Source organism: Thalassococcus sp., assembly GCF_982780845.1.
The window spans coordinates 226,288-249,644 of record NZ_CEYADA010000005.1; the positions used below are offsets into that span (position 1 = coordinate 226,288).

Here is a 23,357-nt window from a genome sequence, read left to right on the forward strand (position 1 = left end):
AACCACCGAATAGTGTTGCGCTGCTGCATCATTTGAACGAATGGCGGCCGCCGTATGCGGGCGGCTGGCGCTTTACGGGCGGTACGAACCTTCCGGTCCGGCCCCACCGACTCGGACAGACGGGCTGGCCGTCGTATCTGCGGAAGAGAAGCCGATGGCGTGCAGGCCATAGTAGGCACCGACCGCAATCAGAATTGCTGCTGCGAAACCTGTAAACATGACTTTCATTTTTGTGTCTCCTCGGGTGCCGTTTCACGGCGCAGATAGGCGATAAGATCGGACCTGTCCTCGGCGCCGGTGATCCTTTGCATGGGCATCTTTGTACCTGGTACATAGTGCTCGGGTCCGATGTCGAACAGGGCGTCAATGGTGTCTTCGTTCCAGATCACGTCTGAGCCGTCCAAAGCATCGGAATAGGTGTAATCCTCAACTGTTCCCGCCTGACGTCCGAATAGCCCGTACAGCGTGGGCCCAGCCCGCCGTGCGCTGCCGGGGGTCAGGGTGTGACAGACCGAACATTTCCGTTTGAACTGGCGTTCGCCATTCGGCACCGCGTCCGGATCGGTCAGAAAACTACGGTTGGCGGTGTCCATCGGGGAGGCGTCATCGATGGCGGCAAGCGGCCATGAATGAACCTTGTCGTCCAGTCCAGTGGCAAGAATGGATGTGCCATCGGTCGAAAAGGCGAGCCCCCAGATCGGACCATGTGTTGTGGCGCGGAAATCCTGAATGATGCGCCAGTCCGTGGTATCCACGACCATGATATAGCCTTCGCCATCACCGACCGCGATTTTGTCTGTGGTCTTGGTGGCTTCCAGTGCCAGAATTGGGCGCCGGTCTGCGGATAGATCGCGCAGCGCCTCGCCTGTGTCAGGTGAAATGATGCGCGTGACACCATCAACCGCCCCATAGGCCAGCCAAGCGTCATCGGCCGCCAAGGCAATTTCGTTTAGCCCAAATCCGTGATCCACCAATCTTGTGATCTCAGCTTTGTCCGCCACATTCCAGACCCGCAGGCTTCCGTCGGCACTGGCCGAATAGAGGTGTGTCCCATCGGCAGAAAAGGCCACGTCGTTCACCGGCCCGTCGTGATCAGTTAGAAAGCTCGGGCCTGATCCATCAAGCGACCAAAGGCCAATCGTGCCATCCCAACTGGCACTGGCGATCAGGGTTTTATCGGGATTGACGGCCAGTGACATCACCTTGCCTTTGTGTCCTTCCCAAACGGATTTGCTGCCGTCGGTCAGGTTCCACATGATGACGGTGAAGTCGTCGCTGGCCGATATGAGCGTGTCTTCATTGACAAAGGCCACGGTGTTGACCGCAGCTTCGTGTCCGTCAAACCAGTGCGGCTCTTGGTTGCTCCAAAGACCAACAGCATTGTCAAAGCTGGCAGTTGCGATTTGCCCGTCAGGGGACACCGTCACCGACATCACCGGACCGCCGTGACCGTCGAGCGTGTAATAGCTGTCCTCGGCCGAAACCGAGGACGCGATTAACGCGGCGATCAGTGCGATGCGACGCATCGGTTATTCGGCGGGCGTGGCGCTTTCCTTACCTTGCGCCTTTTCCGACAGAACTTCGTCCGCCCAAATCGAATGGTGCTCTTTCGCCCAAGCGACTTCGACCTCGCCATCGCCCATGGCGTCAAACGCGCCTTCCATCCCGATTGAGCCGATGTAGATGTGCGCCAGAATGATCGCCATCAGACCAAAGCTGACAATCGCGTGCCAAAGTTGCGATAGCTGCATTTCCTGATGCGGGGCCAGATCGGTGGGCAGGGGCGCCATGCCGAACCAGCCGGGTACGCCCAAAGCGTTCAGCTTGGCAAATGTCGGGGCGAACAGGTTGATTTCGAAGGGGAACAACAGCGACAGGCCGGACACAGAAATCGAGACGCCAAAAACAATCACGGACCAGAAGATCAGCTTTTGACCGGCGTTGAATTTCTTGGCGGGTGGGTGCCCTTTGCTAAAGATGCCGCCACCTTTCAAGATCCAGTTAAGATCTGTCCGGTCAGGCAGGTTGTGTACGACCCACATCACAAAGATCATCACCAATGCGACCATAAAGGCCCAGCTTATGTTGTTGTGCACCCACTTCGACGCAATCGCGATTGTCGAAAAGGCTTCGTGACCGAAAGTAGGGATCAGGAATTTGCGGCCCATCAAGGAAATCAGGCCGGTGATGCCCAGTACGATAAACGAACCGGCAAGCATCCAGTGGCCAAAGCGTTCCCAGTTGGTGAAGCGCAGGATTTTCTGGCCGGTGATCGGGCCGTCGATCCGGATGCGACCACGGATCAGGAAGAAAACCGCAAGCAGGGCAATTGTGCCAAGCAACAGGTAACTGCCGTATTGGATCAGCGGGCCTTGGCGGAATTGAAGCCACGCCATGCCGCTGTCTTGAACCAGTACGCCCGCCGCAGGCGAGCGGGATTGCGTTGTGATATCGCCGTCATCAAAGCGCAGCGCGCGCCAGAGGTCACTGTCAGAGGCACCGCCAAGGGTGCCGAGCGGGCTTTGCGAGGCCGCAGAGGGATCGACCTCTTGACCGGTCAGTTCCGCACGGGCGCTGTCGTCTACCTTAAGACCTTCCTGACGGCGCAGGATGTCTTCCAAAGTCGGGGTGACTGATGCGGCAGGGACAGTATCGGTGCCAGCCTCTTGCGCTGCGGCAGGCAGGCCGAGGCTGAGGGCGAATACGACAACAAACAGGTGCAGAAAGGTTTTCATGCGATCCTCATTGGCAGAATTTGGGCGGGCAGGGCGCCGCATCGCGTTGGCGGGGCGCACTGAGAATGCAAATGGGGGCCTGTTGCCCGGTGTGGGCCAAAGCCGATGCTGGACCGGCTTTGGCAGTTTCTAATGGAAGAGCGGCTTAGCCGTCTTTCTGGTCGTAGGCTGTGCCCCAACCCCAAGCACCTGTTCCGAAGCCACGGGCAACAACGCGTTCGCGATAGATCGCGGAAACCACGTCGCCGTCACCGGCCAGCAGGGCTTTGGTGGAACACATCTCGGCGCAGATCGGCAGTTTGCCTTCTGCAATCCGGTTGCGACCGTACTTCTGGAACTCTTCGGTGCTGTTGTCAGCCTCGGGACCACCGGCGCAGAATGTACATTTGTCCATCTTGCCGCGGGAACCGAAGTTGCCAGCCTGCGGGTACTGCGGCGCGCCGAAGGGGCATGCGTAGAAGCAGTAACCACAGCCGATGCACAGGTCTTTCGAGTGCAGAACCACACCATCAGAGGTCTGGTAGAAGCAGTCTACAGGACAGACGGCCATACAAGGCGCGTCCGAGCAGTGCATACAAGCCACCGAGATCGACCGTTCGCCGGGTGTACCATCCTGAATGGTGACCACACGGCGGCGGTTGATGCCCCAGGGGACCTCATGCTCGTTCTTACAAGCGGTGACGCAAGCGTTGCACTCGATGCAGCGTTCGGCGTCACAGAGAAATTTAGCGCGTGCCATCAGTCATCTCCTCCTTACGCTGCTACGATTTTGCAAAGAGTCGCTTTCGTCTCTTGCATCTGGGTGACCGAGTCATAGCCGTAGGTCTGGGCGGTGTTTGTGGATTCACCCAAGACATACGGGTCTGCGCCCTCGGGGTAATAGCTTCGGCGGTCTTCGCCTTGCCAGTGACCACCAAAGTGGAAGGGCATGAACGCCACGCCGGGAGCCACACGTTCGGTGACCATCGCCATGACCTTGACCTTACCGCCTTCAGGGCCTTCGACCCAGACCATCGCCCCGTCACGCACACCAAGGTTGTTCGCATCACGCGGGTTTACCTCGATGAACATGTCCTGCTGAAGTTCAGCAAGCCACGGGTTCGAACGCGTCTCGTCGCCGCCGCCTTCGTATTCGACCAGTCGGCCCGATGTCAGGATGATCGGGAACTCTTGCGAGAAATCGTTCTCCTGAATGGACTTGTACATGGTCGGAAGACGCCAGAACTTCTTGTCCTCGTAGGTCGGATAATCGGCCACAAGGTCGCGACGGTTCGAGTAGAGCGGTTCGCGGTGCAGCGGCACCGGATCCGGGAACGTCCAGACCACCGCGCGCGCTTTGGCGTTGCCGTAAGGCGCACAGCCATGCTTGATCGCGACGCGCTGGATGCCGCCCGACAGGTCGGTTTTCCAGTTGGTCTTGGGTCCTGCGACAGCGTCGATTGCTGCGCGCTCTTCGTCGGTCAGGTCACCATCCCAGCCCAGATCCATCAGCATTTGCATGGTGAATTCGGGATAACCGTCCTGAATTTCGGAACCGACAGGTGCCACACCTTCCGCAAGAAGGTTGTCGCCATCCCGCTCAACGCCGAAGCGTGCGCGGAAGCCCATGCCGCCGTCAGCGACCGGTTTCGAAATGTCATACAGGTTCGGCGAACCGGGGTGGTTCAGTTCGGGTGTGCCCCAGCTTGGCCACGGCAGACCGTAATAGTCGCCATCGGCGGGACCGCCGTTTGCCTTAAGCGTGGTGCGGTCGAACGTGTGCTGGTTTGCCATATGCAGGCGCAGACGTTCGGGCGACTGACCTGTGTACCCGATCGTCCACATACCGCGGTTGAATTCGCGGGTGATGTCTTCGATCAGCGGCTCGTCACCGTTCACCTCGATGTTGCGGAAGATACGGTCCGAGAAACCGAACTTGTCCGCAAACAGCTTCATGATGACGTGGTCAGGCTTGGACTCGAACAGCGGCTCGACAACCTTTTCACGCCACTGCAGCGACCGGTTGGACGCGGTCACAGAGCCGTAGGTTTCGAACTGTGTACAGGCCGGCAGCAGGTACACTCCATCGGTGCGGTCCTGCATGATCGCCGAGACAGTCGGATAAGGGTCAACCACGACCAGCATATCCAGCTTTTCCATCGCCGTTTTCATTTCGGTCATGCGCGTCTGCGAGTTCGGCGCATGGCCCCACATCACCATCGCCCGTGTGTTATCGGGCTGAGAGATGTTTTCCTTGTCTTCCAGAACACCGTCGATCCAGCGACTGACCGGAATACCGGTCATATTCATCATTGGAACGTCGTCCTTGCCCTTGTCAGAGAAGGTAGCTTGCGAGAAGCGGCCTTTCAGCCAGTCCAGATCTTCTTCCCAGACGCGTGCCCAGTGGGCCCACGAACCAGCTGCAAGGCCATAGTAGCCGGGCAGGGTATCGGCCAGAACGCCAAGGTCGGTTGCACCCTGTACGTTGTCATGACCACGGAAGATGTTTGTGCCTCCACCGGCTGCACCCATGTTGCCAAGGGCCAGCTGCAACACACAGTAAGCGCGTGTGTTGTTGTTGCCGTTGGTGTGCTGGGTACCACCCATGCACCAGATCACGGTGCCGGGACGGTTGTTGGCCAGCGTACGCGCAACCCGCTCGAGCTGAGAGCCCGGCGTACCGGTGACGCGCTCAACCTCTTCGGGGTTCCACTTGGCGACTTCTTCCTTGATCTGGTCCATGCCCCACACGCGGGTGCGGATGAACTCTTTGTCTTCCCAGCCATTCTCAAAAATGTGCCACAGGATACCCCAAACAAGGGCAACGTCCGAACCCGGACGGAAGCGGACATATTCGTCGGCGTGGGCTGCGGTGCGTGTGAAACGCGGGTCGCAGACGATCAGCGGCGCGTTGTTCTGTTCCTTGGCCTTCAGCACGTGAAGCAGGGACACAGGGTGCGCCTCGGCGGGGTTGCCACCGATGATAAAGATCGCACGGCTGTTGTGGATGTCGTTGTACGAGTTTGTCATGGCGCCGTAGCCCCATGTGTTTGCAACGCCCGCAACCGTGGTCGAGTGACAGATACGCGCCTGATGGTCGATGTTATTCGTACCCCAGTAAGCGGCAAACTTACGATACAGGTATGCCTGTTCGTTGTTCGATTTCGCCGAACCCAGCCAATAGACCGAGTCAGGGCCGCTTTCATCGCGGATCGACAGCATCTTGTCGCCGATTTCGTTGATGGCGTCTTCCCACGACATACGGACCCATTCGCCGTTTTCTTTTTTCATGGGATACTTCAGGCGGCGTTCTCCGTGTGCGTGTTCACGCACCGCCGCACCTTTGGCGCAGTGTGCGCCAAGGTTGAACGGGCTGTCCAAGCCGGGCTCTTGCCCGACCCAAACACCGTTCGACACTGCGGCCACAACAGTACAGCCGACAGAACAATGGGTACAAACAGACTTTACCGTCTCAACCGCGCCGTTCACGGCTTGCTGAGCGCTGGCTTGTGTAACAGAACCTGCGGTGGCGCTGATGGCGGCAAGACCGCCAATCGCCAAACCTGAGCCGCGCAAGAACGCGCGACGGTCGACGGACGAGTTCGCAACATCGGCCATAAGGCCCGTACGCTGCGCTCGTTTCGTGACCGTATTGGTCTTTTTCCTGAGCATGTTTCCCTCCGAATGCTAGCAGGGTTAACCCCTTTGATGCTGGCTACGCGGCGCGCGTCATGGCGCGACACGGGTCTTTTGGGCTGCGCTTAGAAGCGTGCCGATGCGTAGTAGGCGCGGGTGTGCGCCGTATCGCTGAGACCGCTTTTGGCGGTATCTTCAACCGATGCTTCGGCGGCTTGGCCGCTTGCCACGACAGCAGCAGCTGCCGGTGCGGCGGCGGTCGCCAGCTTCAGAAAGCTTCTGCGCCCTTCGTCGGTCTTGTTTTGCTCTGACATTTCAAAGCCTCCCCTAGATGGTCATCCCGAAGGATGGATTTCAGCGGGCCAACCTTGCCTTGGCCCCCCAAGTTTGTGTTTGACCCCGTCGGGGCCAACTAAGCGCCGGTTACGCCGACGCGAGTCTGAAGGCTTCGCGTTCGATCTCCATGAACGCGCGCCCGACCGAACCCACGGCGCTGTACAGCATCGCGGATTTGGCTTTTTCGAGATCTGCAAAGAAGTGACCAGCCCAAGGGCCGATATGACGATTGAAGAAGGTCTTCTGGTCGTCCAGCGTCGCAGGTTCGGAAAAACGCCCCACAATCAATCCCGCCATAACCTCCATCAGGGTGGCGATATTGTCTTCAGGTTCATACACATTCTGCGCCCGTGTGATCCGCCGTGCAGACAGATCCGAGCGCAGGGTCGCCAGCGGCTTTTCGTTCAGAAAGCCGGTCAGGTAGTAGCTGGCGTAAGGCAGCAGTTCGCCACGTCCCAGTCCGATGAAGAGCGCGTTGAATTCGCGGTCGGCCTGTTTCGGCTTGGTCGTCTTGGCGCAGTCGGAGAGACGGCCAATGGCCTGGCCCAGATCGGTGTCGTCACCGGATAGGCCCACACATTGCGCCAGCAGAAATTCATCAGGCGGCGACGCAAGAAGAAGCCCCAAGAAATTGTACAGATCGGCCCGAAGGCGATCTTCTTCCGTTACCTGCACTGGCTGGGTCGCGGTCTGGGTCATCAAGTGTCCTCGTCAAAGACGAACTGCATGCGCCGTGGTCGTACAGTGGCAGGCAGTTCATTATCAGATTGTATGTCGGTCTCCGATCCAGCCACTACGACCTTAGTCGTATCCTCGGTTTCCGGATGAATTTCCTGTTGTATACCCGCGTCATCGGCGGCTGTGGTGCTGTCTTGATCGTCTGCATCTGTCAGGGCGATTGCTTCAGGATCAGAGTCCGTGGCGGTTTCCGTATGCCCGCCTTCCGCCAGTTCTTTCTGACGCTGCAGTTCTTCGACATGCGCGGTCAGACCCTTGCCGACTTGGTAGCTGGTCGGAACGCCGGGCATGTCCGTCACCAGATTGGTGTAATCCTCGTCGTAGTCGTTCAGACCGTCCAAACAGGCGAGAACAGGGTTTGACCGCCACAGGGCCCGCATCGCACGGCGTTTGATCCGCTCGGGGATCTGATCACGCATGAAGGCAACTATGTTGTCGCCGGGTTGAAGGCTGTCAGGATCAGGCAATCCGAACTCTTCGCAAATCTCGGCGTCTGTTTTTTCTTCCAGCGCCTTGTGCTGTTCGGCGATGACCGCCTCGTGGGCGGCCTTCACTTCGACCGCCTGTTCTTCAGCCACCTTTGCCTTGCGTCTGGACCAGAAATCAGAGGCCATTTCCTGCCTCCTTATCTACGTGTCGTTGACCTGTGGGGGCCCTGTAAACATCGGTGGTTTGCGAAATTCGCGGATCGCCAAGTCCATCCTGATCGGGATCGCCAAAATGGCGGCGGCGCTTGCGTTTCACAAAGGTCTCTTCGACGTAGTGATCCTTGATCCACCCCGCGACCCAAGCAATCACGCCCTCGGGCATCGGGACTTTTTCAACGATTTCATCGCCGCTTTCGTTAAACAGCGCAGCCTCATGCGGCGAGGCGGTGACCAGATGAACCTGATATGGAAAATCCGGATCGCGGTCATCTTCGCGCATAACCACATAGACGCCCGGATTGGGATCGGTCAGCGCCACGCGATACGCTTCGCATTCCTTGCGCCACAACGTCAGCGGCAGTGTCGCGGCGTGGTATTCAACCGTGTCGCCGTCCTGACGCAATACACGCCAGTTGGCTGGTTCAGCTTTAGGGAGAATTGCGACTGGGGTCCAAACGGTGCGCTGCCAACGAGTCACCCCGTTGGATCTGCGCACGATGACGCCCAAGTCCAAGCTTTCGCTTATTTTTTCGTGGTTTGACACGCTTCCTCCCTAGCGTTTCGTCCACAATAACAGCAAAATTCGGCGGTCTTGTATACTATTTTCGGCAGAAAATTTAATTCTGCATTTGAAAGATCGGGCCGCGTGACGCATCTTCCTGTGTACTGCCCTGTGCTGACCGTGGAGAACATGATGTCAAAGAGAATATTGCTGTGCGATTGTATGGCAACTCAAAACGTCGATTTGGATGCCATCAAAGATGGTACGGAGTTATCGGCGGGGCGGATTTATACCAATCTTTGCCAGCAGGAATCCGAGCGCGCGGCGCAGGAAATCGCCAAGGGGGATGTGATCATCGCCTGCGGGCAGGAACGCGCCTTTTTTGAGATGCTGTCAGAAGAGCTGGATGCCGAGCCGCCGCAGTGCATCGATATCCGTGATCGCGCCGGCTGGTCGGATGAGGGCAAAAGGGCAGGCCCCAAACAGGCAGCCCTGATTGCTGACGCGTTGTTGGATATTCCGGCCGAGCGCACCGTGGACGTCGCATCAGAAGGAACATGTTTGATCATTGGCGACGGTGAGGTTGCATTCGCAGCAGCCCAGTCCCTTTGCGAAGATCTGGCAATCACGGTCCTGCAACTGGACGACACCGACGCGCCGTCTGATCGGCGGTTTGATATCGTTCGGGGCAAGCTTTCCCGTGCGACCGGATCGCTCGGGGCGTTCGAAACACGTATCGACAGTTTCCAAAGCCTTTTGCCCGGTGGTCGCGGGGCGTTTTCGTTTTCGACGCCGAAAAACGGGGCCAAGGCCGAGTGTGATCTGATCCTTGATCTGTCAGGGGGCAATCCGCTGTTTCCGGCGCATGAGAAACGCGATGGATACCTACGCGCCGATCCGCGAAATCCGGTTGCTGTGGCCGAGGCGTCGGCGCAGGCGATGCGCATGGTCGGCACGTTTGAAAAGCCTCTTTATGTGAGGCTTGAGCCGTCGATGTGTGCCCATTCGCGGGCCGAAAAGGTCGCCTGTTCGAACTGCCTGAATGCCTGTCCGACCGGTGCTTTGACACCCAATGGGGATCATATCGCGATTGATCCGATGATTTGTGCAGGCTGCGGCGCGTGTTCCGCGCTGTGCCCGTCCGGCGCGATCACCTATGACGCCCCGCCAGTGTCGGCGCTGTTCCGACGTATCGACACGTTGGTGCGGGCCTACCGGAAAGCAGGGGGCAGTGCGCCGCGCCTGTTGGTCCATGACGAGGATTTCGGGCAAGAGATGATTGAACTGGCGGCGCGTCATGGTCGCGGATTGCCTGCCGATGTGATCCCGATGTCGGTCAGCGCCTTGGCAGGTTTCGGCCATGCCGAGATGCTGGCAGCTTTGGGCGCTGGTTTTGCGGGCGTTACTGTGTTGCTAGCGCCGAAATCAGACCGTGAGACTTTGGAAAACCAGGTTGCGTTGGCCAAGGCTTTGGCAGGCGGTAACCCCGTGGATCTGATTGATCCGACAGATCCTGACGCGCTGAGCGATGTGCTTTACGTGGAAACCGGACCAGCCGTTGCAACGCCCGCCTTGCCGATTGGCACACGCCGTCAGGTCACCCGCGTCGCAGCCAAGGCGCTGAACCCTGAAGGTGGCGTTCTGGATCTACCCGAAGGCGCGCCTTATGGGGCCGTTCTGGTGAATACGGATGCCTGTACGCTTTGCCTGTCCTGCGTGTCGCTATGCCCGTCCGGTGCGTTGGGGGACAATCCCGACAAGCCGCAGTTGCTGTTCCAAGAGGACGCGTGCCTGCAGTGCGGGCTTTGCAGCAATATCTGTCCGGAAAAAGCGATCACGCTTCAGCCGCGCATGAATCTTGAGGACAATGCACTATCCCAACAGGTCCTGAACGAAGAAGAGCCGTTTGCCTGCATCGAATGTGGATCGCTCTTTGGGGTGAAATCGACGATCGAGCGTATTTCCGAAAAGCTGGCTGGCACGAACGCCATGTTCAACAACCCCGATGCTTTGAAGATGATCCAGATGTGCGACGACTGTCGGGTTCGGGCGCAGTTCCATTCCAACAACAATCCGTTCCAGATGGGCGAGCCGCGCAGACCGCGCACCACGGATGACTATCTGAACAACGGCCCCTCAAAGCGGCGCGATCACTGATGGACGCCTCAGGCGCGGAACAAACTCTAGCGGCTTTCGATCGGAGCGCCCAGATCAGCAGGCGTTTCGGCGGCAACGAACGCAAGAATGTGGTCCAGATCGTCCAACGTCATTTCCACCGGCGCGATGGGCGAAGGGCGCGAAATGTCGAAGGGCGGCGTGACGTCCGCGATCTGTGTGAACGCGGGATGCGGGTTCAGGGCATAAAAGGCCTGAAACCGGTCGCCCCAGTCGGGCAGTGCACGCAACACTTTGAAGGATGGCGTCGATCCGATGGCCTTCATCCGGTTTGCTTCGCTCACCACATGGCACCGCCCGCACAAGGCCAGCGACAGGTCCGCCCCTTTGCTGGCATCACCGTCAAAGCTCAGTTCGACGACCTGTCGTTCCTCTTTGACTGTGGAACTGAACGGCGTGTCCCCATCTACGGTAAAGCTGTCGATGGTGTTGCGACCGACCGCCGAGAAAAGCCATTCGGCAAAGGCCTTTGCGTCGGGGTCGTCGCCTACCTCCATGCTCCAGACATGGTTCGCATCGGCAAAGGCCGCGCGTCCTGTGTCGCCAAAAGAAGCATCAGCCGCGTCATCAGGGCCGACACGTTCGATACGCGTGCCGGTTTTCAGCGAAAATCTGGGCAAAAGATATTGCGGAAAGCCGGTCTCTGTCAGACTGTCCGGGATGGACAGTCGAAAGGTTTTGTCCGCATCCTGTGCAACGGATGCGGTGGCGCAAACCATACCAACTGCAAGTGCTATCCAACGCCGCATCTGGTCTCCTCCCCGATGGGTTGGCCCCGTTGCAAGCGTAGGGGCGCTGCCCTAGACACGTCAATGCCTTGGTCGTGAACCACGCTAAGGCCCCAGAAAAACGGAGTTCCTGATGACCGACGAATTCAACATGTCGATGCGCAAGTTCCTGAAACAGGTTGGGGTCACTTCCCAGCAGGCGATTGAAGACGCCGTGCGCAAAGATGGCGGGCCCGAGGGCAAAACCTATGAAGCCAAGGTCGTTCTGACCATTGACGGATTGGAATTCGAACATACCGTCAGCGGACAAATCAAAGGGTAATTTATCGTGACTTTGACACGTGACGCGGTGAATGCCGCGCTGAAAACAATCGATGATCCGGTCTCGGGCACGGATATCGTCTCGGCCGGGTTGGTGAAGGCGCTGACAGTTGACGGCGGCACCGTCCGCTTTGTGCTAGAGGTGAATCCCGACAAGGCCGAAAACTATAAGGTCGTGCGTGATGTGGCAGAAGCTACGGTCAAGGCCATGGAAGGTGTTGAACAGGTGTCGGTTGTCATGACCGCCCATTCCGCCCCCAAACCGCCGCCGGATCTGAAGGGCGGTAGCCGCCCGCAGCCGCAAGGCCCGCAAAAGGTTCCGGGTGTTGATCGCATTCTGGCCGTTGCCTCGGGTAAGGGCGGCGTAGGCAAATCCACCGTTTCCGCGAACCTCGCTTGTGCTTTGGCCGCAGAAGGGCGCCGCGTTGGTCTTTTGGATGCTGACGTTTACGGCCCGTCCCAGCCGCGCATGCTGGGTGTGTCAGGCAAGCCGGCATCGCCTGATGGCAAAACCATTCTTCCCTTGCGCAACTACGGCGTGACAATGATGTCCATCGGTCTGATGACCAACGAGGATCAGGCTGTGATCTGGCGTGGTCCGATGTTGATGGGCGCGTTGCAGCAGATGATGAACCAGGTTCAGTGGGGCGCGTTGGATGTGCTGATTATCGACCTGCCGCCGGGCACGGGCGACGTTCAAATGACCCTGAGCCAGAAGTTCGCTGTCGACGGCGCTGTTGTGGTTTCGACCCCGCAGGACGTTGCGCTTTTGGATGCGCGCCGCGGCATCGACATGTTCAACCAGATGAAAGTGCCGATTGTCGGCCTGATCGAAAACATGTCGACGCACATCTGTTCGAACTGCGGACACGAGGAACATGTGTTTGGTCATGGTGGCGTTAAAGCCGAGGCTGAAAAACTGGGCGTGCCTTTGCTTGCGGAAATTCCGCTGCATCTGGATATCCGGACCGCGTCCGATGGTGGCGCACCGATTGTCGTGTCGAAGCCCGACAGCCCGCAGGCGCAAAGCTTCCGTGACGTGGCCAAGGCCCTGATCAAGGACGACCACGCATGATTGAAGAGCTCAGTTTCCCACCGCTTCTGACGGGCCGCGCTGTTGCAGGTGATCCGTTCGCTGCTGCTGTCAAAGCTGCACAGGACGGGTGTGACGCTGGGCTTGTCCTGTACGATCCGGTGTCGCCAGACCTTCTGGCGGCACTGGTGCTGGCACCCGAGGTGGCACTGCCCGAAGCGGCAATCATGCTGCCGTTGGCGGGGGTCGCCCTGCAAAATGCGGTGGGTACAGTCGCACCGCCCGAGGTTGCGTTGCAACTGGGGTGGGGGGGCGTGATCCATGTCAACGGCGCCAAGGCCGGTCAATTGCGGATCGTGGCGGCAGGCGGCGATAACGACAACCCGCCCGACTGGATGGTGATTGGCCTGACATTGCGGTTTGTTTCGGATTCCACAGACGGTGGCGAAACGCCGGATGAAACCGCCCTTTACGCCGAAGGGTGCGGAGATCTGATGCCGCTGGACGTGCTTGAAAGCTGGTCCCGCCATCTGCTGACACATCTACACATTTGGGAACAGGACGGCATCGCCCCGTTGCACCGCGAATATTCCGGACTTGTGTACGGGATGGGCGACGCGGTTGAACAATCGGGCCATTCCGGCACATTCCTCGGGCTGGACGAACAGCTTGGAATGCTGGTGAAAACCGGCGAAGGCACGCGCCTTGTGCCGTTGACTGATCTATTGGAGACACCATGAAACTCGCACGTGCCATCCACTTCGACGAAAGCGACACACGGGTTTTTGCCAAACCGGCCCGCACTGGCGAATGGTGTATTTCCGGCGGGTTCGAGTTTTCGAATTTCGGTGAAGGCGATCTGGTGGGCAAAACCCGTCAGGCGTTTTCCAACGGCTGGCTGGGGATCGAAACCTTTGGCCGCGTCACGTTCGTGGCGGTGACCCGCATCGAAGAGGCCGAACGCACCGCCCTGATCGACGGCCTGTCGCAGCACTTTGTCGACATCTACGGCGCGCCGTCTGTGGAAGCCGCCCGTGGTGTGGCTGCAGCCGAGATCAATGAGATGATTGATCTGTGCGAGGAATTTGATCCCAACACCGTGCTGACCGTCGCCCGTGAACTGACAGAGGCGGGCGTCAAAGAGGCCTTCCGCGCCATCGAAGGGCAGACCGCCGATCTGGGTCAATTCGCCGTTCACGCTGATCTGGACGAATAACCGCGTAACCGTCTTTGTCGAAGTAATTGGAACCAATTCGCCCCTGATCCGTTTGTTTTATGAAACACAGATCAAGGAGCTACGGCTATGAATTGGGACCAAATTCAAGGTAACTGGACACAATTTAAAGGTAAGCTGCGCGAGAAGTATGGCGAGCTGACCGACGACGAAATCGAAGAGGCCAAAGGCGATCGCGAGCAGCTGATCGGTAAAATTCAGGCCAAGTACGGCAAGACCAAAGAAGAGGCCAAGAAAGAGGTCGACAAGTTTGTCGACAGCATCTGACCTCTTTATCAGAACCTAAAGAAAGGGCGGGGATTTTCCCCGCCTTTTTGCTATCTGCAGATACCTTCCGGCTCGGCCCCGCTCCACGGGAGGATCACCTGCTCTACATCCAGCACATCGCGCAAACGCTGGATCGGCATGGCCTTTGCGATCATAGCCTCAAGCCGCGCGGTTCGGGGGGCGTCGGGGTCCAGCAACTGGCAGCACACGTATTCCTCGACAATCGCGCCCTGTTGTTCAAAGCCATAGTCCAGAAATGCGCCCTCTGTGTCCGGATTGAACAGATAGGGGTCATCGCTGCGCTGGTGTTCGGCGGCGGCTTTGACGGGGTGGTATCCGGTCCGCGCGCGGTTCTGCCATTGCCAGACGTGAGTCATCTCATGTGCAAACAGCATGGCGGCATAGACGTGCACCTCTTTCGGCCAGTTAGGCAGATAATCGGGGATATACAGGTCTTCGCGATAGTAGACGTCATTGAACAGCGTGATCGCACCGGGCGAGACCTCGATCTCGTCGCCGCTGACAGGGGCAAAAATGCGTTCCTGACAGGTCAGACGGGGCCGCACGGGAAGCGAGGTGATGTAGCTGCCTGCGAAATGCCCGTCGTGAAAACGGACAGGGGCAGGGTCGATCTGATCACCCGCCATAGCTTCTGTGAACAGGATTTCATTCTGTGTCAGGGGACGGCCCGAGCAGGCGGTCAGGACAAGAGTGGCGGAAAGGAACAATGCGCGCATGGCCGGACATTTGCGGGATTATGAAGCAGTGTCCAGAGGTCTTCTTTGTAGGCGCGGAGCAAAAGTCGTCATTCGCCTGCACATAGACAATTTTAAAAATTGGAGTGAAAATCAGAAAAATTTGAAAGAACGTTTATGTCTGAATATTTGAACTTTGAAAAAGCACTTACAAGAAACTGCTCAGTGTTAGGAGACACTCTTGGAGAAACTTACACTTTTCTCCTAAATGATTTTTTCAACACGTTGTATGCTTGGGATATGTATCGTTCGCTCTTTGCACAAAACGAGGAACGCGTTGATTTACTGAATGCCGTGTCAGGCCCCGTGGCATTAGTTTTAAGCCGAATGTTCTATGATATGACGCTTCTTCGCCTTCGTAGGCTGACCGAGACTATGAGAGGCGCGGGCCCGACCTCTCGTCTGTGTCTGGATAAATTGGTCCATTACAGTTTCCCCGAGCATAAGCAAGAGCTAGCTGCACTGAAAAAAGTTTGCATCAAAAAAACTAAATTTGCCAAGCATTTAGTTGATAATAAAGTTGCTCATCATAACTTGGGTGTTCGTAAAAAAGCAGCAATACTGCCAATGGGAAGCCGAAAAGATGTTGAAGCCTCTCTTGAAGCAATTGCCCATCTTTTTTTCGTGTTTGCACAGAGGCACTTGGATACCCACCTTTCGTTTGAAATCATATCTTCTTTCGAAACGGATGAAATCAAATTTCTAGAAACCTTATATCTTGGAAACTTAGAAATTGCTGCGCAACGAGACAGGCTTAGGGCTGCCTCTAAGAGCATTGAGTTAGCGCAAGACTATCAAGAGCCGGAATTGCCCAACTGGTTGAGTGAGCGCACGTCACGAAATTGGAATTTCGAAAGCTGATCTAAACATCCAGCTCCTCAACAAACCGAGCGTTTTCCTGAATATACTGGAAGCGCAGTTCAGGCTTCTTGCCCATCAGACGTTCCACCAGATCGCCGGTTTCGCCGGGTTCGTCCTCGTCGATGGTCACGCGGATCAGTTTGCGTGTTTTCGGGTCCATCGTCGTTTCTTTCAGGTCCTTCGCGTCCATTTCGCCCAGACCTTTAAAGCGCTGTACGTCGATCTTGCCTTTGCCGCCCAGACCGCGCTCCATCATTTCTTCTTTTTCGGCGTCATCGGCCACGTAGATGCGCTTCGCGCCTTGGGTCAGGCGATAAAGCGGCGGGCAGGCCAGATAGAGGTGGCCTTGGTCGATCAGGGGGCGCATCTGGGTGAAGAAGAAGGTCATCAGCAGTGACGCGATGTGTGCGCCGTCGACGTCCGCATCGGTCATGATGATGATCTTGTCATAGCGCAGGTCATCAAGGTTAAACTTGGTACCCATGCCGACACCCAGCGCCTCGCACAGGTCGCGGATTTCGGCGTTGGACGACAGTTTGTTCGAAGCAGCCCCCAGAACGTTCAGGATCTTACCCTTCAGCGGCAAAAGCGCCTGTGTTTCGCGGGACCGCGCGCCTTTGGCCGAACCACCGGCCGAGTCACCCTCGACGATGAACAATTCGGTGCCTTCGCGGTTCTTGGCGGTACAGTCCGTCAGCTTGCCCGGAAGGCGCAGTTTCTTGGTGGCGGATTTGCGGGCGGTTTCCTTTTCCTGACGACGGCGCAGGCGTTCTTCGGCGCGCAGCACAAGGAAATCAAGGATCGCGCCCGCGGATTTGGTGTCGGAGGCCAGCCAGTTGTCAAAGTGGTCGCGCACAGCATTTTCGACCAGACGCTGCGCCTCGGTCGTGGCAAGGCGGTCCTTGGTCTGGCCCACGAATTCCGGTTCGCGGATAAAGCAGGACACCAACGCGCAGCCGCCTGTGATCAGATCGTCTCGGGTGATCTGGCTGGCTTTCTTGTTGCTGACCAGTTCGCCGTAGGCACGGATGCCTTTCAGGATCGCGGCCCAAAAGCCCGCCTCGTGCGTGCCGCCTTCGGGCGTGGGGACAGTGTTACAGTAGGACTGGATGAAACCGTCGCGCGACGGCGTCCAGTTGATGGCCCATTCGACTTTGCCAGGTGTGTTAAACTTTTCCTTGAAGTCCACGGTGCCGGCAAAGGGCTGGTCCGAGTATGTCGTCGCCGTGCCCAGCGTTTCGGTCAGGTAGTCCGCCAGACCGCCGGGGAAGTGGAAGGTCGCCTCTGTCGGAGTTTCCTTATCATCGATGGCGGATTTCCAGCGGATTTCCACGCCCGAGAACAGATAGGCCTTGGACCGCACCATTTTGAACAGGCGGGCCGGTTTAAAGCGGTGATGACCAAAGATTTCTTCGTCCGCGTGGAACGTGACCTGCGTGCCGCGACGGTTCGGCGCTGCGCCGACCTTCTCAACGCCACCCAGCGGGATACCGCGCGAGAAACGCTGTTCGAACACTTCTTTATTCCGCGCGACCTGCACGACCATCGAGTCCGACAGGGCGTTCACAACAGAGGCACCCACGCCGTGAAGGCCGCCGGATGTCTCATACGCATCGCCCGAGAATTTGCCGCCCGCGTGGAGCGTACAGAGGATGACCTCAAGCGCGGATTTGTCGGGAAACTTGGGGTGGGGATCAATCGGGATACCACGGCCGTTGTCGCGGATGGAAATGGCATAGTCAGCGTGCAGCTCGATCTCGATCCGGTTGGCGTGGCCTGCCACCGCTTCGTCCATCGAGTTGTCGAGGATTTCAGCGACCATGTGGTGCAGCGCCCGTTCATCGGTGCCGCCGATATACATGCCGGGGCGTTTGCGAACCGGTTCAAGACCTTCAAGCACCTCGATCGAGGATGCATCGTAGTCTGTCGGTTCCGCACCGGTAAGAAGATCGTCGGCCATGGGCTGCTCTTTTTCTGTTGGTCTGTTGATTGCGCGCGATTAGACCATTTGGTGAAGGGCAGGGCAAGACGGGTTCAACAGCGATTCTGCGGTTGGGGACGTCAGAGTGCGGTCCAAGGAGCTACCGACATGCAGGCGATTTCCGAAAACACCCGTGGTGCGTTGTTGATGACGCTGTCCATGGCGGCATTTACGTTGAATGATACGTGTTTCAAGCTGGTCGGTAAGACGCTGCCGCTGGGGCAGGTGTTGTTCCTGCGCGGGGTGATGGCGAGTCTGTTCCTGCTGTTGTTGGCGCGGTTCTTTGGTGTGCGGTGGCCGAACCTGTCGCGCAAGGATACGATGCTGATCGCTGTGCGGTCGTTTGCCGAGGTCGGGGCGGCCTTCTTTTTCCTGACCGCACTGATGAATATGCCGTTGGCGAACCTGACGGCGCTTTTGCAGATGTTGCCGCTGACCGTGACCTTGGGAAGCGCGCTGTTTTTCCGAGAGGCCGTCGGGTGGCGGCGCTGGGGTGCGATTGCGGTCGGCTTTTGCGGCATGCTGCTGATCGTCAAGCCGGGGGCAGAGGGATTCAATCTGTTTTCGGTCTATGGCCTGATTGCGGTGGCCTTTGTCACCCTGCGCGACCTGACGGTGCGCCGGATTTCGGCGTCGGTGCCGTCACTGTTCGTGACCATCGCGGCAAGTGTATCTGTCACCGTTTTTGCAGGCCTTCTAGGGCTGCAAGAAGACTGGCTGGCAATCAGTGGGCGTGAATGGGCGCTGATTGGCGCGACGGCGGCCTTTATATGTGTGGGCTATTTCCTGAGTGTGCTGGTCATGCGCGTGGGCGAGGTCAGCCATGTGGCGCCTTTCCGGTACACTGGGCTGGTCTGGGCCCTGATCCTTGGCTTTGTGGTGTTTGATGACTGGCCGGGCAACCTGACCTTGATCGGGGCGGCGATCATTGTGGCGACGGGTGTCTTTACCATGTGGCGCGAAGCACAGCTGCGGCGGCGTTTGCGGAAAATCCAGGCCGCTGGGCTTTAAGCGAACAGGCGGCGGATTGCGCCTGCGTCGATGGCGAACAGATCGCGGAAGTCTTGTTCCTGATCAGGGGACAGTCGGGGCAGGGTGACAGGCTTTACGTGTTTGCCTTGGCGCGAGTCATTGTGGTCGTTGTGCCCGCGAACGTACATCGGACGGTCTGTAAATGTGACGGTCGGCATGAACTGGTTCAGCTTTTGATGCCCGAAGTTCATGATCGAGCGGCGCACTTTGCCCTGTACCGCCACAGCCTGCGCCACACCCCAGTAGGGATGAACGACTTCCTCGGCGCAAATGCCCTTTGCATCCGGACGGGCGACATACCCTCGATTCCAATCAAAGCCGACCAACCCGTGGGTCTGGGCCAAAGCCTGACAATCCTGCGCAGCCTGCTTGAGTGTGGCGACGAAATCCAAAGCGATGGCGTCGTCGTCATCGTGGCGGAATTGCAGGCACGGCTCTTTGATATCGGTGCGGGCTTCGTTCAGAACCTGCTGACAGACTTTCCGATGGGGCAGGGGCGGGCGTGCTACGATGCGCACATCTTTCAATCCGGCGACCAAGCTTTCCAAACGGTCGCGATACGCATCAGGCAGTTGATCCCCTATAAGAATGACAAAGGTGAAGTCGGGATCGGTTTGGTTCAAAAGGGACGGTAGGCAGATGCCTTCGAAATGGCGGAACCGTTCTTCCAGCCGGTCTTGGGAATAGAGATAGGCAATGCGATCTTCGATTGTGGGGTGTTCCACCTGAAACCCGCCTTCGGCCGGATAGGAAAAGCGGCAAAACCCGATCACCTGCACCTTGTGAAACCTCCGCACCCTTACGATATGTCCGGAACCAAGATTGTCAGGCTATGCAATCCCGCGCAACCCGACTAAATAGGCGCAGATACGGCGGAAAATGACCGGTCTATAACTGTCGGTTCACGAGTGTTGACAAGGTGTGCGACTCCTCATATACGCGCCGCATCCGTTCGGGGCTTTCTGTACCCCGAGCATTTACAGAACCGAAGCGGTCAAGATCCGGATGGCAACATCCCGATCCTCTGGAATACCCCGCGTCGTTCCCTGGACAAAGGGGACGCATGCGGTTTTTTGCGTCGTCTGACATTTGTCGACGCTTAAAACCCGGTCGCGGCGCACCGAAATGTGCCGCAAGCGCTGTCCAGGGCGCGAGACAGATACACCGGTGACCTCACGGACGCGTGGGGGCGCCTTACGAGAAACCCGCGCAGGCCACTTCTGCGCACACATATGTGAGCTACACGGGGAAAGAACCGGAATGCCAACCATTCAACAGCTGATCCGCAAGCCGCGGCAGCCCAAAGTAAAGCGCTCTAAGTCGCAGCATCTTGAGCAATGCCCGCAGAAGCGTGGCGTTTGCACACGCGTATACACAACAACACCGAAGAAGCCGAACTCGGCGATGCGGAAAGTTGCGAAGGTACGCCTGACAAACGGTTACGAAGTCATCAGCTACATTCCGGGTGAAAGCCACAACCTGCAGGAACACTCTGTTGTTCTGATCCGTGGCGGCCGTGTGAAAGACCTTCCGGGTGTCCGCTACCACATCCTGCGTGGTGTTCTGGATACCCAGGGCGTTAAAGACCGTAAACAGCGCCGCTCCAAGTATGGCGCTAAGCGTCCGAAGTAAGAGGATTATAGAATATGTCCCGTCGTCACGCCGCTGAAAAACGCGAAGTCCTGCCCGACGCCAAGTTTGGTGACCGCGTTCTGTCCAAGTTCATGAACAACCTCATGATCGATGGCAAGAAATCCGTAGCCGAACGCATCGTCTACAACGCACTTGACCGCGTTGAAGGCAAAATCAAACGCGCACCCGTTGAAGTGTTCCACGAAGCACTCGACAACATCAAACCGTCGGTCGAAGTTCGTTCCCGCCGCGTTGGTGGTGCGACGTACCAGGTACCCGTTGAAGTCCGCCCCGAGCGTCGCGAAGCTCTGGCCATCCGTTGGCTGATCACCGCGTCCCGCGCACGCAACGAGAACACCATGGAAGAACGCCTTGCTGGCGAACTGTTGGACGCTGTTCAGTCCCGCGGTGCAGCTGTCAAGAAACGTGAAGACACTCACAAAATGGCCGACGCGAACAAAGCGTTCAGCCATTATCGCTGGTAATCTTGGCTTAGGACTACATCCAATGGCACGCGAATATACGCTCAATCATTACCGCAACTTCGGTATCATGGCGCACATCGATGCGGGTAAAACAACCTGCTCCGAGCGCATCCTGTACTACACCGGCAAATCCCACAACATCGGTGAGGTGCACGATGGTGCAGCCACCATGGACTGGATGGAGCAGGAACAGGAACGCGGCATCACGATCACCTCGGCTGCGACAACAACATTCTGGGAGCGTACAGAGGACGGCGAAACAGCCGATACTCCGAAGCACCGTCTGAACATCATCGACACACCCGGACACGTTGACTTCACCATCGAAGTTGAGCGTTCGCTGGCCGTTCTCGACGGCGCGGTTTGTGTTCTGGACGCCAACGCTGGTGTTGAGCCCCAGACAGAAACCGTTTGGCGTCAGGCTGACCGCTACAAGGTTCCGCGTATCGTGTTCGTCAACAAGATGGACAAGATCGGCGCTGACTTCTTCAACTGTGTTCGCATGATTGAAGACCGTACAGGCGCGCGTGCTGTTCCCGTCGGTATTCCGATCGGTGCAGAATCCGAGCTGGAAGGTCTGCTGGACCTGGTCACCATGAAAGAGTGGCTGTGGAAGGGTGAAGACCTTGGCGCATCCTGGGTTCAGGTCGACATCCGTCCCGAGCTGCAGGACATGGCCAACGAATGGCGCGAAAAAATGGTCGAAGCTGCTGTCGAGCAGGACGAAGAGGCTATGATGGAATACCTCGAAGGCAACGAACCGGACGTTCCGACGCTCCGCGCGCTGCTGCGTAAAGGTACTCTGGCGCTGGAATTCGTTCCTGTTCTGGGTGGTTCCGCGTTCAAAAACAAAGGCGTACAGCCTCTGTTGAACGCAGTTATCGACTATCTGCCGAGCCCGCTCGACGTTGTTGATTACATGGGCTTTGAACCGGGTGACGAAAACGAAGAACGTAACATCGCACGCCGTGCGGATGACGACATGCCGTTCTCGGGTCTGGCGTTCAAAATCATGAACGACCCCTTCGTTGGTTCGCTGACATTTACCCGTATCTACTCGGGCAAAATGAACAAGGGTGACACCGTTCTGAACTCGACCAAAGGTAAGAAGGAGCGCATCGGTCGTATGATGATGATGCACTCCAACAACCGTGAAGAGATCGAAGAAGCATTTGCAGGCGACATCATCGCGCTGGCGGGTCTGAAAGACACGACAACCGGTGACACACTCTGTGATGCGAAAGCGCCTGTCGTTCTGGAAACCATGACATTCCCGGATCCGGTTATCGAAATCGCGGTCGAGCCCAAAACAAAGGGCGACCAAGAGAAGATGTCCCAAGGTCTGGCCCGTCTGGCGGCAGAAGACCCCTCCTTCCGTGTCGAAACCGACCTCGAGTCCGGTCAGACAATCATGAAGGGCATGGGCGAACTTCACCTCGACATTCTGGTCGATCGTCTGAAGCGCGAATTCAAAGTTGAAGCGAACATCGGTGCGCCGCAGGTGGCATACCGTGAAACAATCAGCCACGAAGTCGAGCACACATACACCCACAAGAAACAGTCTGGTGGTTCGGGTCAGTTCGGTGAGGTTAAACTCATCATCACGCCGACAGAGCCGGGCGAAGGTTATTCGTTCGAATCCCGCATCGTTGGTGGTGCTGTTCCGAAAGAATACATCCCGGGTGTTGAAAAGGGCATCAACTCGGTCATGGATAGCGGCCCGCTGGCTGGCTTCCCTGTGATCGACTTTAAAGTTGCTCTGATCGACGGTAAGTTCCACGATGTTGACTCCAGCGTTCTGGCCTTCGAAATCGCTGCACGTATGTGTATGCGCGAAGGCATGAAGAAAGCTGGCGCGAAGCTGCTGGAACCGATCATGAAGGTCGAAGTTATCACGCCTGAAGAATACACAGGTGGTATCATCGGCGACCTCACATCCCGTCGTGGTCAAGTTTCCGGTCAGGAACCACGCGGCAACGCCATCGCGATCGACGCGAACGTTCCGCTGGCCAACATGTTCGGCTACATCAACACACTGCGTTCCATGTCTTCGGGCCGCGCGCAGTTCACGATGCAGTTCTCGCATTACGACCCGGTACCGCAGAACATCTCTGACGAGATCCAAGCGAAATACGCATAAGGAGCGGTGCGTGGGAGACCACGCACCCTACCACGTAGGGTGTGCTTTTAGGCGCACCGCAACTCTGAAGTAAGGAGCCAATATCATGGCAAAGGAAAAGTTTGAGCGCGGCAAGCCGCACTGCAACATTGGCACGATTG

Annotated in this window: 24 protein-coding genes; 11 read left to right on the forward strand and 13 right to left on the reverse strand. The window is 57.6% G+C overall.

Translation table 11 applies throughout. From position 1 onward, the window contains the following. Window positions 1-72: 72 nt before the first annotated feature. The 9 genes from AC4FIA_RS07945 to AC4FIA_RS07985 all read right to left on the reverse strand — a co-directional run bounded on the left by AC4FIA_RS07945 (window position 73) and on the right by AC4FIA_RS07985 (window position 8,615). A complete protein-coding gene (locus AC4FIA_RS07945; RefSeq protein WP_200813225.1) occupies window positions 73-228 on the reverse strand; it encodes a hypothetical protein in 156 nt (51 codons plus the stop codon). Further along, window positions 225-1,526 carry a c-type cytochrome gene (locus tag AC4FIA_RS07950; RefSeq protein WP_490365406.1) on the reverse strand — a complete coding sequence of 434 codons (1,302 nt, stop codon included), beginning with the start codon at window positions 1,524-1,526 and terminating at the stop codon, window positions 225-227. The genes AC4FIA_RS07945 and AC4FIA_RS07950 overlap by 4 nt, the downstream gene beginning before the upstream one ends. 3 nt (window positions 1,527-1,529) lie before the next feature. Further along, entirely contained in the window at window positions 1,530-2,735 is a 1,206-nt protein-coding gene (locus tag AC4FIA_RS07955; protein WP_490365407.1) for a formate dehydrogenase subunit gamma, read from the reverse strand. 145 nt (window positions 2,736-2,880) lie between these two features. Beyond that, complete coding sequence (fdh3B, locus tag AC4FIA_RS07960) at window positions 2,881-3,474, reverse strand: formate dehydrogenase FDH3 subunit beta (RefSeq protein WP_488050388.1); 594 nt, start codon at window positions 3,472-3,474, stop codon at window positions 2,881-2,883. A 14-nt stretch (window positions 3,475-3,488) separates the two neighbouring features. Next, complete coding sequence (locus tag AC4FIA_RS07965) at window positions 3,489-6,386, reverse strand: formate dehydrogenase subunit alpha (protein WP_490365408.1); 2,898 nt, start codon at window positions 6,384-6,386, stop codon at window positions 3,489-3,491. A gap of 89 nt (window positions 6,387-6,475) precedes the next feature. Then, the gene (locus AC4FIA_RS07970; RefSeq protein ID WP_103911215.1) at window positions 6,476-6,664 is read right to left on the reverse strand and encodes a twin-arginine translocation signal domain-containing protein; all 189 of its coding nucleotides are present in this window, start codon (window positions 6,662-6,664) and stop codon (window positions 6,476-6,478) included. A 109-nt stretch (window positions 6,665-6,773) separates the two neighbouring features. Beyond that, a complete protein-coding gene (locus AC4FIA_RS07975) occupies window positions 6,774-7,385 on the reverse strand; it encodes a TorD/DmsD family molecular chaperone (RefSeq protein WP_490365409.1) in 612 nt (203 codons plus the stop codon). Continuing rightward, entirely contained in the window at window positions 7,385-8,038 is a 654-nt protein-coding gene (locus AC4FIA_RS07980) for a DUF3306 domain-containing protein (RefSeq protein WP_490365410.1), read from the reverse strand. Before AC4FIA_RS07980 ends, AC4FIA_RS07975 begins: the two co-directional genes overlap by 1 nt. Beyond that, a complete protein-coding gene (locus AC4FIA_RS07985) occupies window positions 8,028-8,615 on the reverse strand; it encodes a DUF3305 domain-containing protein (protein WP_490365411.1) in 588 nt (195 codons plus the stop codon). The genes AC4FIA_RS07980 and AC4FIA_RS07985 overlap by 11 nt, the downstream gene beginning before the upstream one ends. 150 nt (window positions 8,616-8,765) lie before the next feature. On the opposite strand from AC4FIA_RS07985, the gene AC4FIA_RS07990 reads away from it, so the two are divergent. Then, window positions 8,766-10,730, forward strand: coding sequence for a 4Fe-4S binding protein (locus AC4FIA_RS07990; RefSeq protein ID WP_490365412.1), 1,965 nt, complete (start codon window positions 8,766-8,768; stop codon window positions 10,728-10,730). Between the two features lie 26 nt (window positions 10,731-10,756). On the opposite strand, the gene AC4FIA_RS07995 is transcribed toward AC4FIA_RS07990, so the two are convergent. Next, window positions 10,757-11,497 (reverse strand): hypothetical protein, encoded by a 741-nt coding sequence (locus AC4FIA_RS07995; RefSeq protein WP_490365413.1) that lies wholly within the window; start codon window positions 11,495-11,497, stop codon window positions 10,757-10,759. Window positions 11,498-11,609: 112 nt separating this feature from the next. Between AC4FIA_RS07995 and AC4FIA_RS08000 the strand changes: the two genes are divergently transcribed. The 5 genes from AC4FIA_RS08000 (at window position 11,610) to AC4FIA_RS08020 (ending at window position 14,331) form a co-directional block, all read left to right on the forward strand. Beyond that, complete coding sequence (locus AC4FIA_RS08000; RefSeq protein WP_103911219.1) at window positions 11,610-11,798, forward strand: DUF6494 family protein; 189 nt, start codon at window positions 11,610-11,612, stop codon at window positions 11,796-11,798. A gap of 6 nt (window positions 11,799-11,804) precedes the next feature. Next, a complete protein-coding gene (locus AC4FIA_RS08005) occupies window positions 11,805-12,872 on the forward strand; it encodes an Mrp/NBP35 family ATP-binding protein (RefSeq protein WP_490365414.1) in 1,068 nt (355 codons plus the stop codon). Then, window positions 12,869-13,570 carry a biotin/lipoate--protein ligase family protein gene (locus AC4FIA_RS08010; protein ID WP_490365415.1) on the forward strand — a complete coding sequence of 234 codons (702 nt, stop codon included), beginning with the start codon at window positions 12,869-12,871 and terminating at the stop codon, window positions 13,568-13,570. Before AC4FIA_RS08005 ends, AC4FIA_RS08010 begins: the two co-directional genes overlap by 4 nt. Then, a complete protein-coding gene (locus tag AC4FIA_RS08015; protein ID WP_490365416.1) occupies window positions 13,567-14,046 on the forward strand; it encodes a DUF6505 family protein in 480 nt (159 codons plus the stop codon). Before AC4FIA_RS08010 ends, AC4FIA_RS08015 begins: the two co-directional genes overlap by 4 nt. 87 nt (window positions 14,047-14,133) lie before the next feature. Then, complete coding sequence (locus AC4FIA_RS08020) at window positions 14,134-14,331, forward strand: CsbD family protein (RefSeq protein WP_490365417.1); 198 nt, start codon at window positions 14,134-14,136, stop codon at window positions 14,329-14,331. 50 nt (window positions 14,332-14,381) lie between these two features. On the opposite strand, the gene AC4FIA_RS08025 is transcribed toward AC4FIA_RS08020, so the two are convergent. Further along, complete coding sequence (locus AC4FIA_RS08025) at window positions 14,382-15,068, reverse strand: hypothetical protein (protein ID WP_490365418.1); 687 nt, start codon at window positions 15,066-15,068, stop codon at window positions 14,382-14,384. 135 nt (window positions 15,069-15,203) lie between these two features. Here AC4FIA_RS08025 and AC4FIA_RS08030 point away from each other — a divergent pair, with 135 nt between their 5' ends. After that, window positions 15,204-15,947: an AbiU2 domain-containing protein gene (locus AC4FIA_RS08030; protein WP_490365419.1), complete on the forward strand. Its 744-nt coding sequence runs from the start codon at window positions 15,204-15,206 to the stop codon at window positions 15,945-15,947. A 1-nt stretch (window position 15,948) separates the two neighbouring features. On the opposite strand, the gene parE is transcribed toward AC4FIA_RS08030, so the two are convergent. Then, window positions 15,949-17,907 (reverse strand): DNA topoisomerase IV subunit B, encoded by a 1,959-nt coding sequence (gene parE / locus AC4FIA_RS08035; RefSeq protein WP_490365420.1) that lies wholly within the window; start codon window positions 17,905-17,907, stop codon window positions 15,949-15,951. 129 nt (window positions 17,908-18,036) lie between these two features. Between parE and AC4FIA_RS08040 the strand changes: the two genes are divergently transcribed. After that, a complete protein-coding gene (locus tag AC4FIA_RS08040; RefSeq protein WP_490365421.1) occupies window positions 18,037-18,939 on the forward strand; it encodes a DMT family transporter in 903 nt (300 codons plus the stop codon). On the opposite strand, the gene AC4FIA_RS08045 is transcribed toward AC4FIA_RS08040, so the two are convergent. Then, window positions 18,936-19,739: a putative rhamnosyl transferase gene (locus AC4FIA_RS08045; protein ID WP_490365422.1), complete on the reverse strand. Its 804-nt coding sequence runs from the start codon at window positions 19,737-19,739 to the stop codon at window positions 18,936-18,938. The two genes, AC4FIA_RS08040 and AC4FIA_RS08045, sit on opposite strands and share 4 nt — an antisense overlap. A 481-nt stretch (window positions 19,740-20,220) precedes the next feature. Between AC4FIA_RS08045 and rpsL the strand changes: the two genes are divergently transcribed. From rpsL to fusA, 3 genes are read left to right on the forward strand one after another with little or no spacing between them, the layout of a single operon-like run. Then, window positions 20,221-20,592, forward strand: a complete 372-nt coding sequence (gene rpsL / locus AC4FIA_RS08050) for a 30S ribosomal protein S12 (protein WP_005862801.1) — start codon at window positions 20,221-20,223, stop codon at window positions 20,590-20,592. Between the two features lie 14 nt (window positions 20,593-20,606). Beyond that, entirely contained in the window at window positions 20,607-21,077 is a 471-nt protein-coding gene (rpsG, locus tag AC4FIA_RS08055; protein WP_103911228.1) for a 30S ribosomal protein S7, read from the forward strand. A gap of 22 nt (window positions 21,078-21,099) precedes the next feature. Beyond that, window positions 21,100-23,217, forward strand: a complete 2,118-nt coding sequence (gene fusA, locus AC4FIA_RS08060; RefSeq protein WP_490365423.1) for an elongation factor G — start codon at window positions 21,100-21,102, stop codon at window positions 23,215-23,217. The last annotated feature ends 140 nt before the right edge of the window (window positions 23,218-23,357 follow it).

Coding starts and splice junctions, on each gene's coding strand:
- parE (WP_490365420.1), bottom strand. CDS start 17,907: ATGGCCGACGATCTTCTTACCGGTGCGGAACCGACAGACTACGATGCA.
- AC4FIA_RS07970 (WP_103911215.1), bottom strand. CDS start 6,664: ATGTCAGAGCAAAACAAGACCGACGAAGGGCGCAGAAGCTTTCTGAAG.
- AC4FIA_RS07950 (WP_490365406.1), bottom strand. CDS start 1,526: ATGCGTCGCATCGCACTGATCGCCGCGTTAATCGCGTCCTCGGTTTCG.
- AC4FIA_RS07980 (WP_490365410.1), bottom strand. CDS start 8,038: ATGGCCTCTGATTTCTGGTCCAGACGCAAGGCAAAGGTGGCTGAAGAA.
- AC4FIA_RS07955 (WP_490365407.1), bottom strand. CDS start 2,735: ATGAAAACCTTTCTGCACCTGTTTGTTGTCGTATTCGCCCTCAGCCTC.
- AC4FIA_RS07945 (WP_200813225.1), bottom strand. CDS start 228: ATGAAAGTCATGTTTACAGGTTTCGCAGCAGCAATTCTGATTGCGGTC.
- rpsG (WP_103911228.1), top strand. CDS start 20,607: ATGTCCCGTCGTCACGCCGCTGAAAAACGCGAAGTCCTGCCCGACGCC.
- rpsL (WP_005862801.1), top strand. CDS start 20,221: ATGCCAACCATTCAACAGCTGATCCGCAAGCCGCGGCAGCCCAAAGTA.
- AC4FIA_RS07975 (WP_490365409.1), bottom strand. CDS start 7,385: ATGACCCAGACCGCGACCCAGCCAGTGCAGGTAACGGAAGAAGATCGC.
- AC4FIA_RS08015 (WP_490365416.1), top strand. CDS start 13,567: ATGAAACTCGCACGTGCCATCCACTTCGACGAAAGCGACACACGGGTT.
- AC4FIA_RS08040 (WP_490365421.1), top strand. CDS start 18,037: ATGCAGGCGATTTCCGAAAACACCCGTGGTGCGTTGTTGATGACGCTG.
- AC4FIA_RS07965 (WP_490365408.1), bottom strand. CDS start 6,386: ATGCTCAGGAAAAAGACCAATACGGTCACGAAACGAGCGCAGCGTACG.
- fusA (WP_490365423.1), top strand. CDS start 21,100: ATGGCACGCGAATATACGCTCAATCATTACCGCAACTTCGGTATCATG.
- AC4FIA_RS08025 (WP_490365418.1), bottom strand. CDS start 15,068: ATGCGCGCATTGTTCCTTTCCGCCACTCTTGTCCTGACCGCCTGCTCG.
- AC4FIA_RS07990 (WP_490365412.1), top strand. CDS start 8,766: ATGTCAAAGAGAATATTGCTGTGCGATTGTATGGCAACTCAAAACGTC.
- AC4FIA_RS08010 (WP_490365415.1), top strand. CDS start 12,869: ATGATTGAAGAGCTCAGTTTCCCACCGCTTCTGACGGGCCGCGCTGTT.
- AC4FIA_RS08030 (WP_490365419.1), top strand. CDS start 15,204: ATGTCTGAATATTTGAACTTTGAAAAAGCACTTACAAGAAACTGCTCA.
- AC4FIA_RS08020 (WP_490365417.1), top strand. CDS start 14,134: ATGAATTGGGACCAAATTCAAGGTAACTGGACACAATTTAAAGGTAAG.
- fdh3B (WP_488050388.1), bottom strand. CDS start 3,474: ATGGCACGCGCTAAATTTCTCTGTGACGCCGAACGCTGCATCGAGTGC.
- AC4FIA_RS07995 (WP_490365413.1), bottom strand. CDS start 11,497: ATGCGGCGTTGGATAGCACTTGCAGTTGGTATGGTTTGCGCCACCGCA.
- AC4FIA_RS08000 (WP_103911219.1), top strand. CDS start 11,610: ATGACCGACGAATTCAACATGTCGATGCGCAAGTTCCTGAAACAGGTT.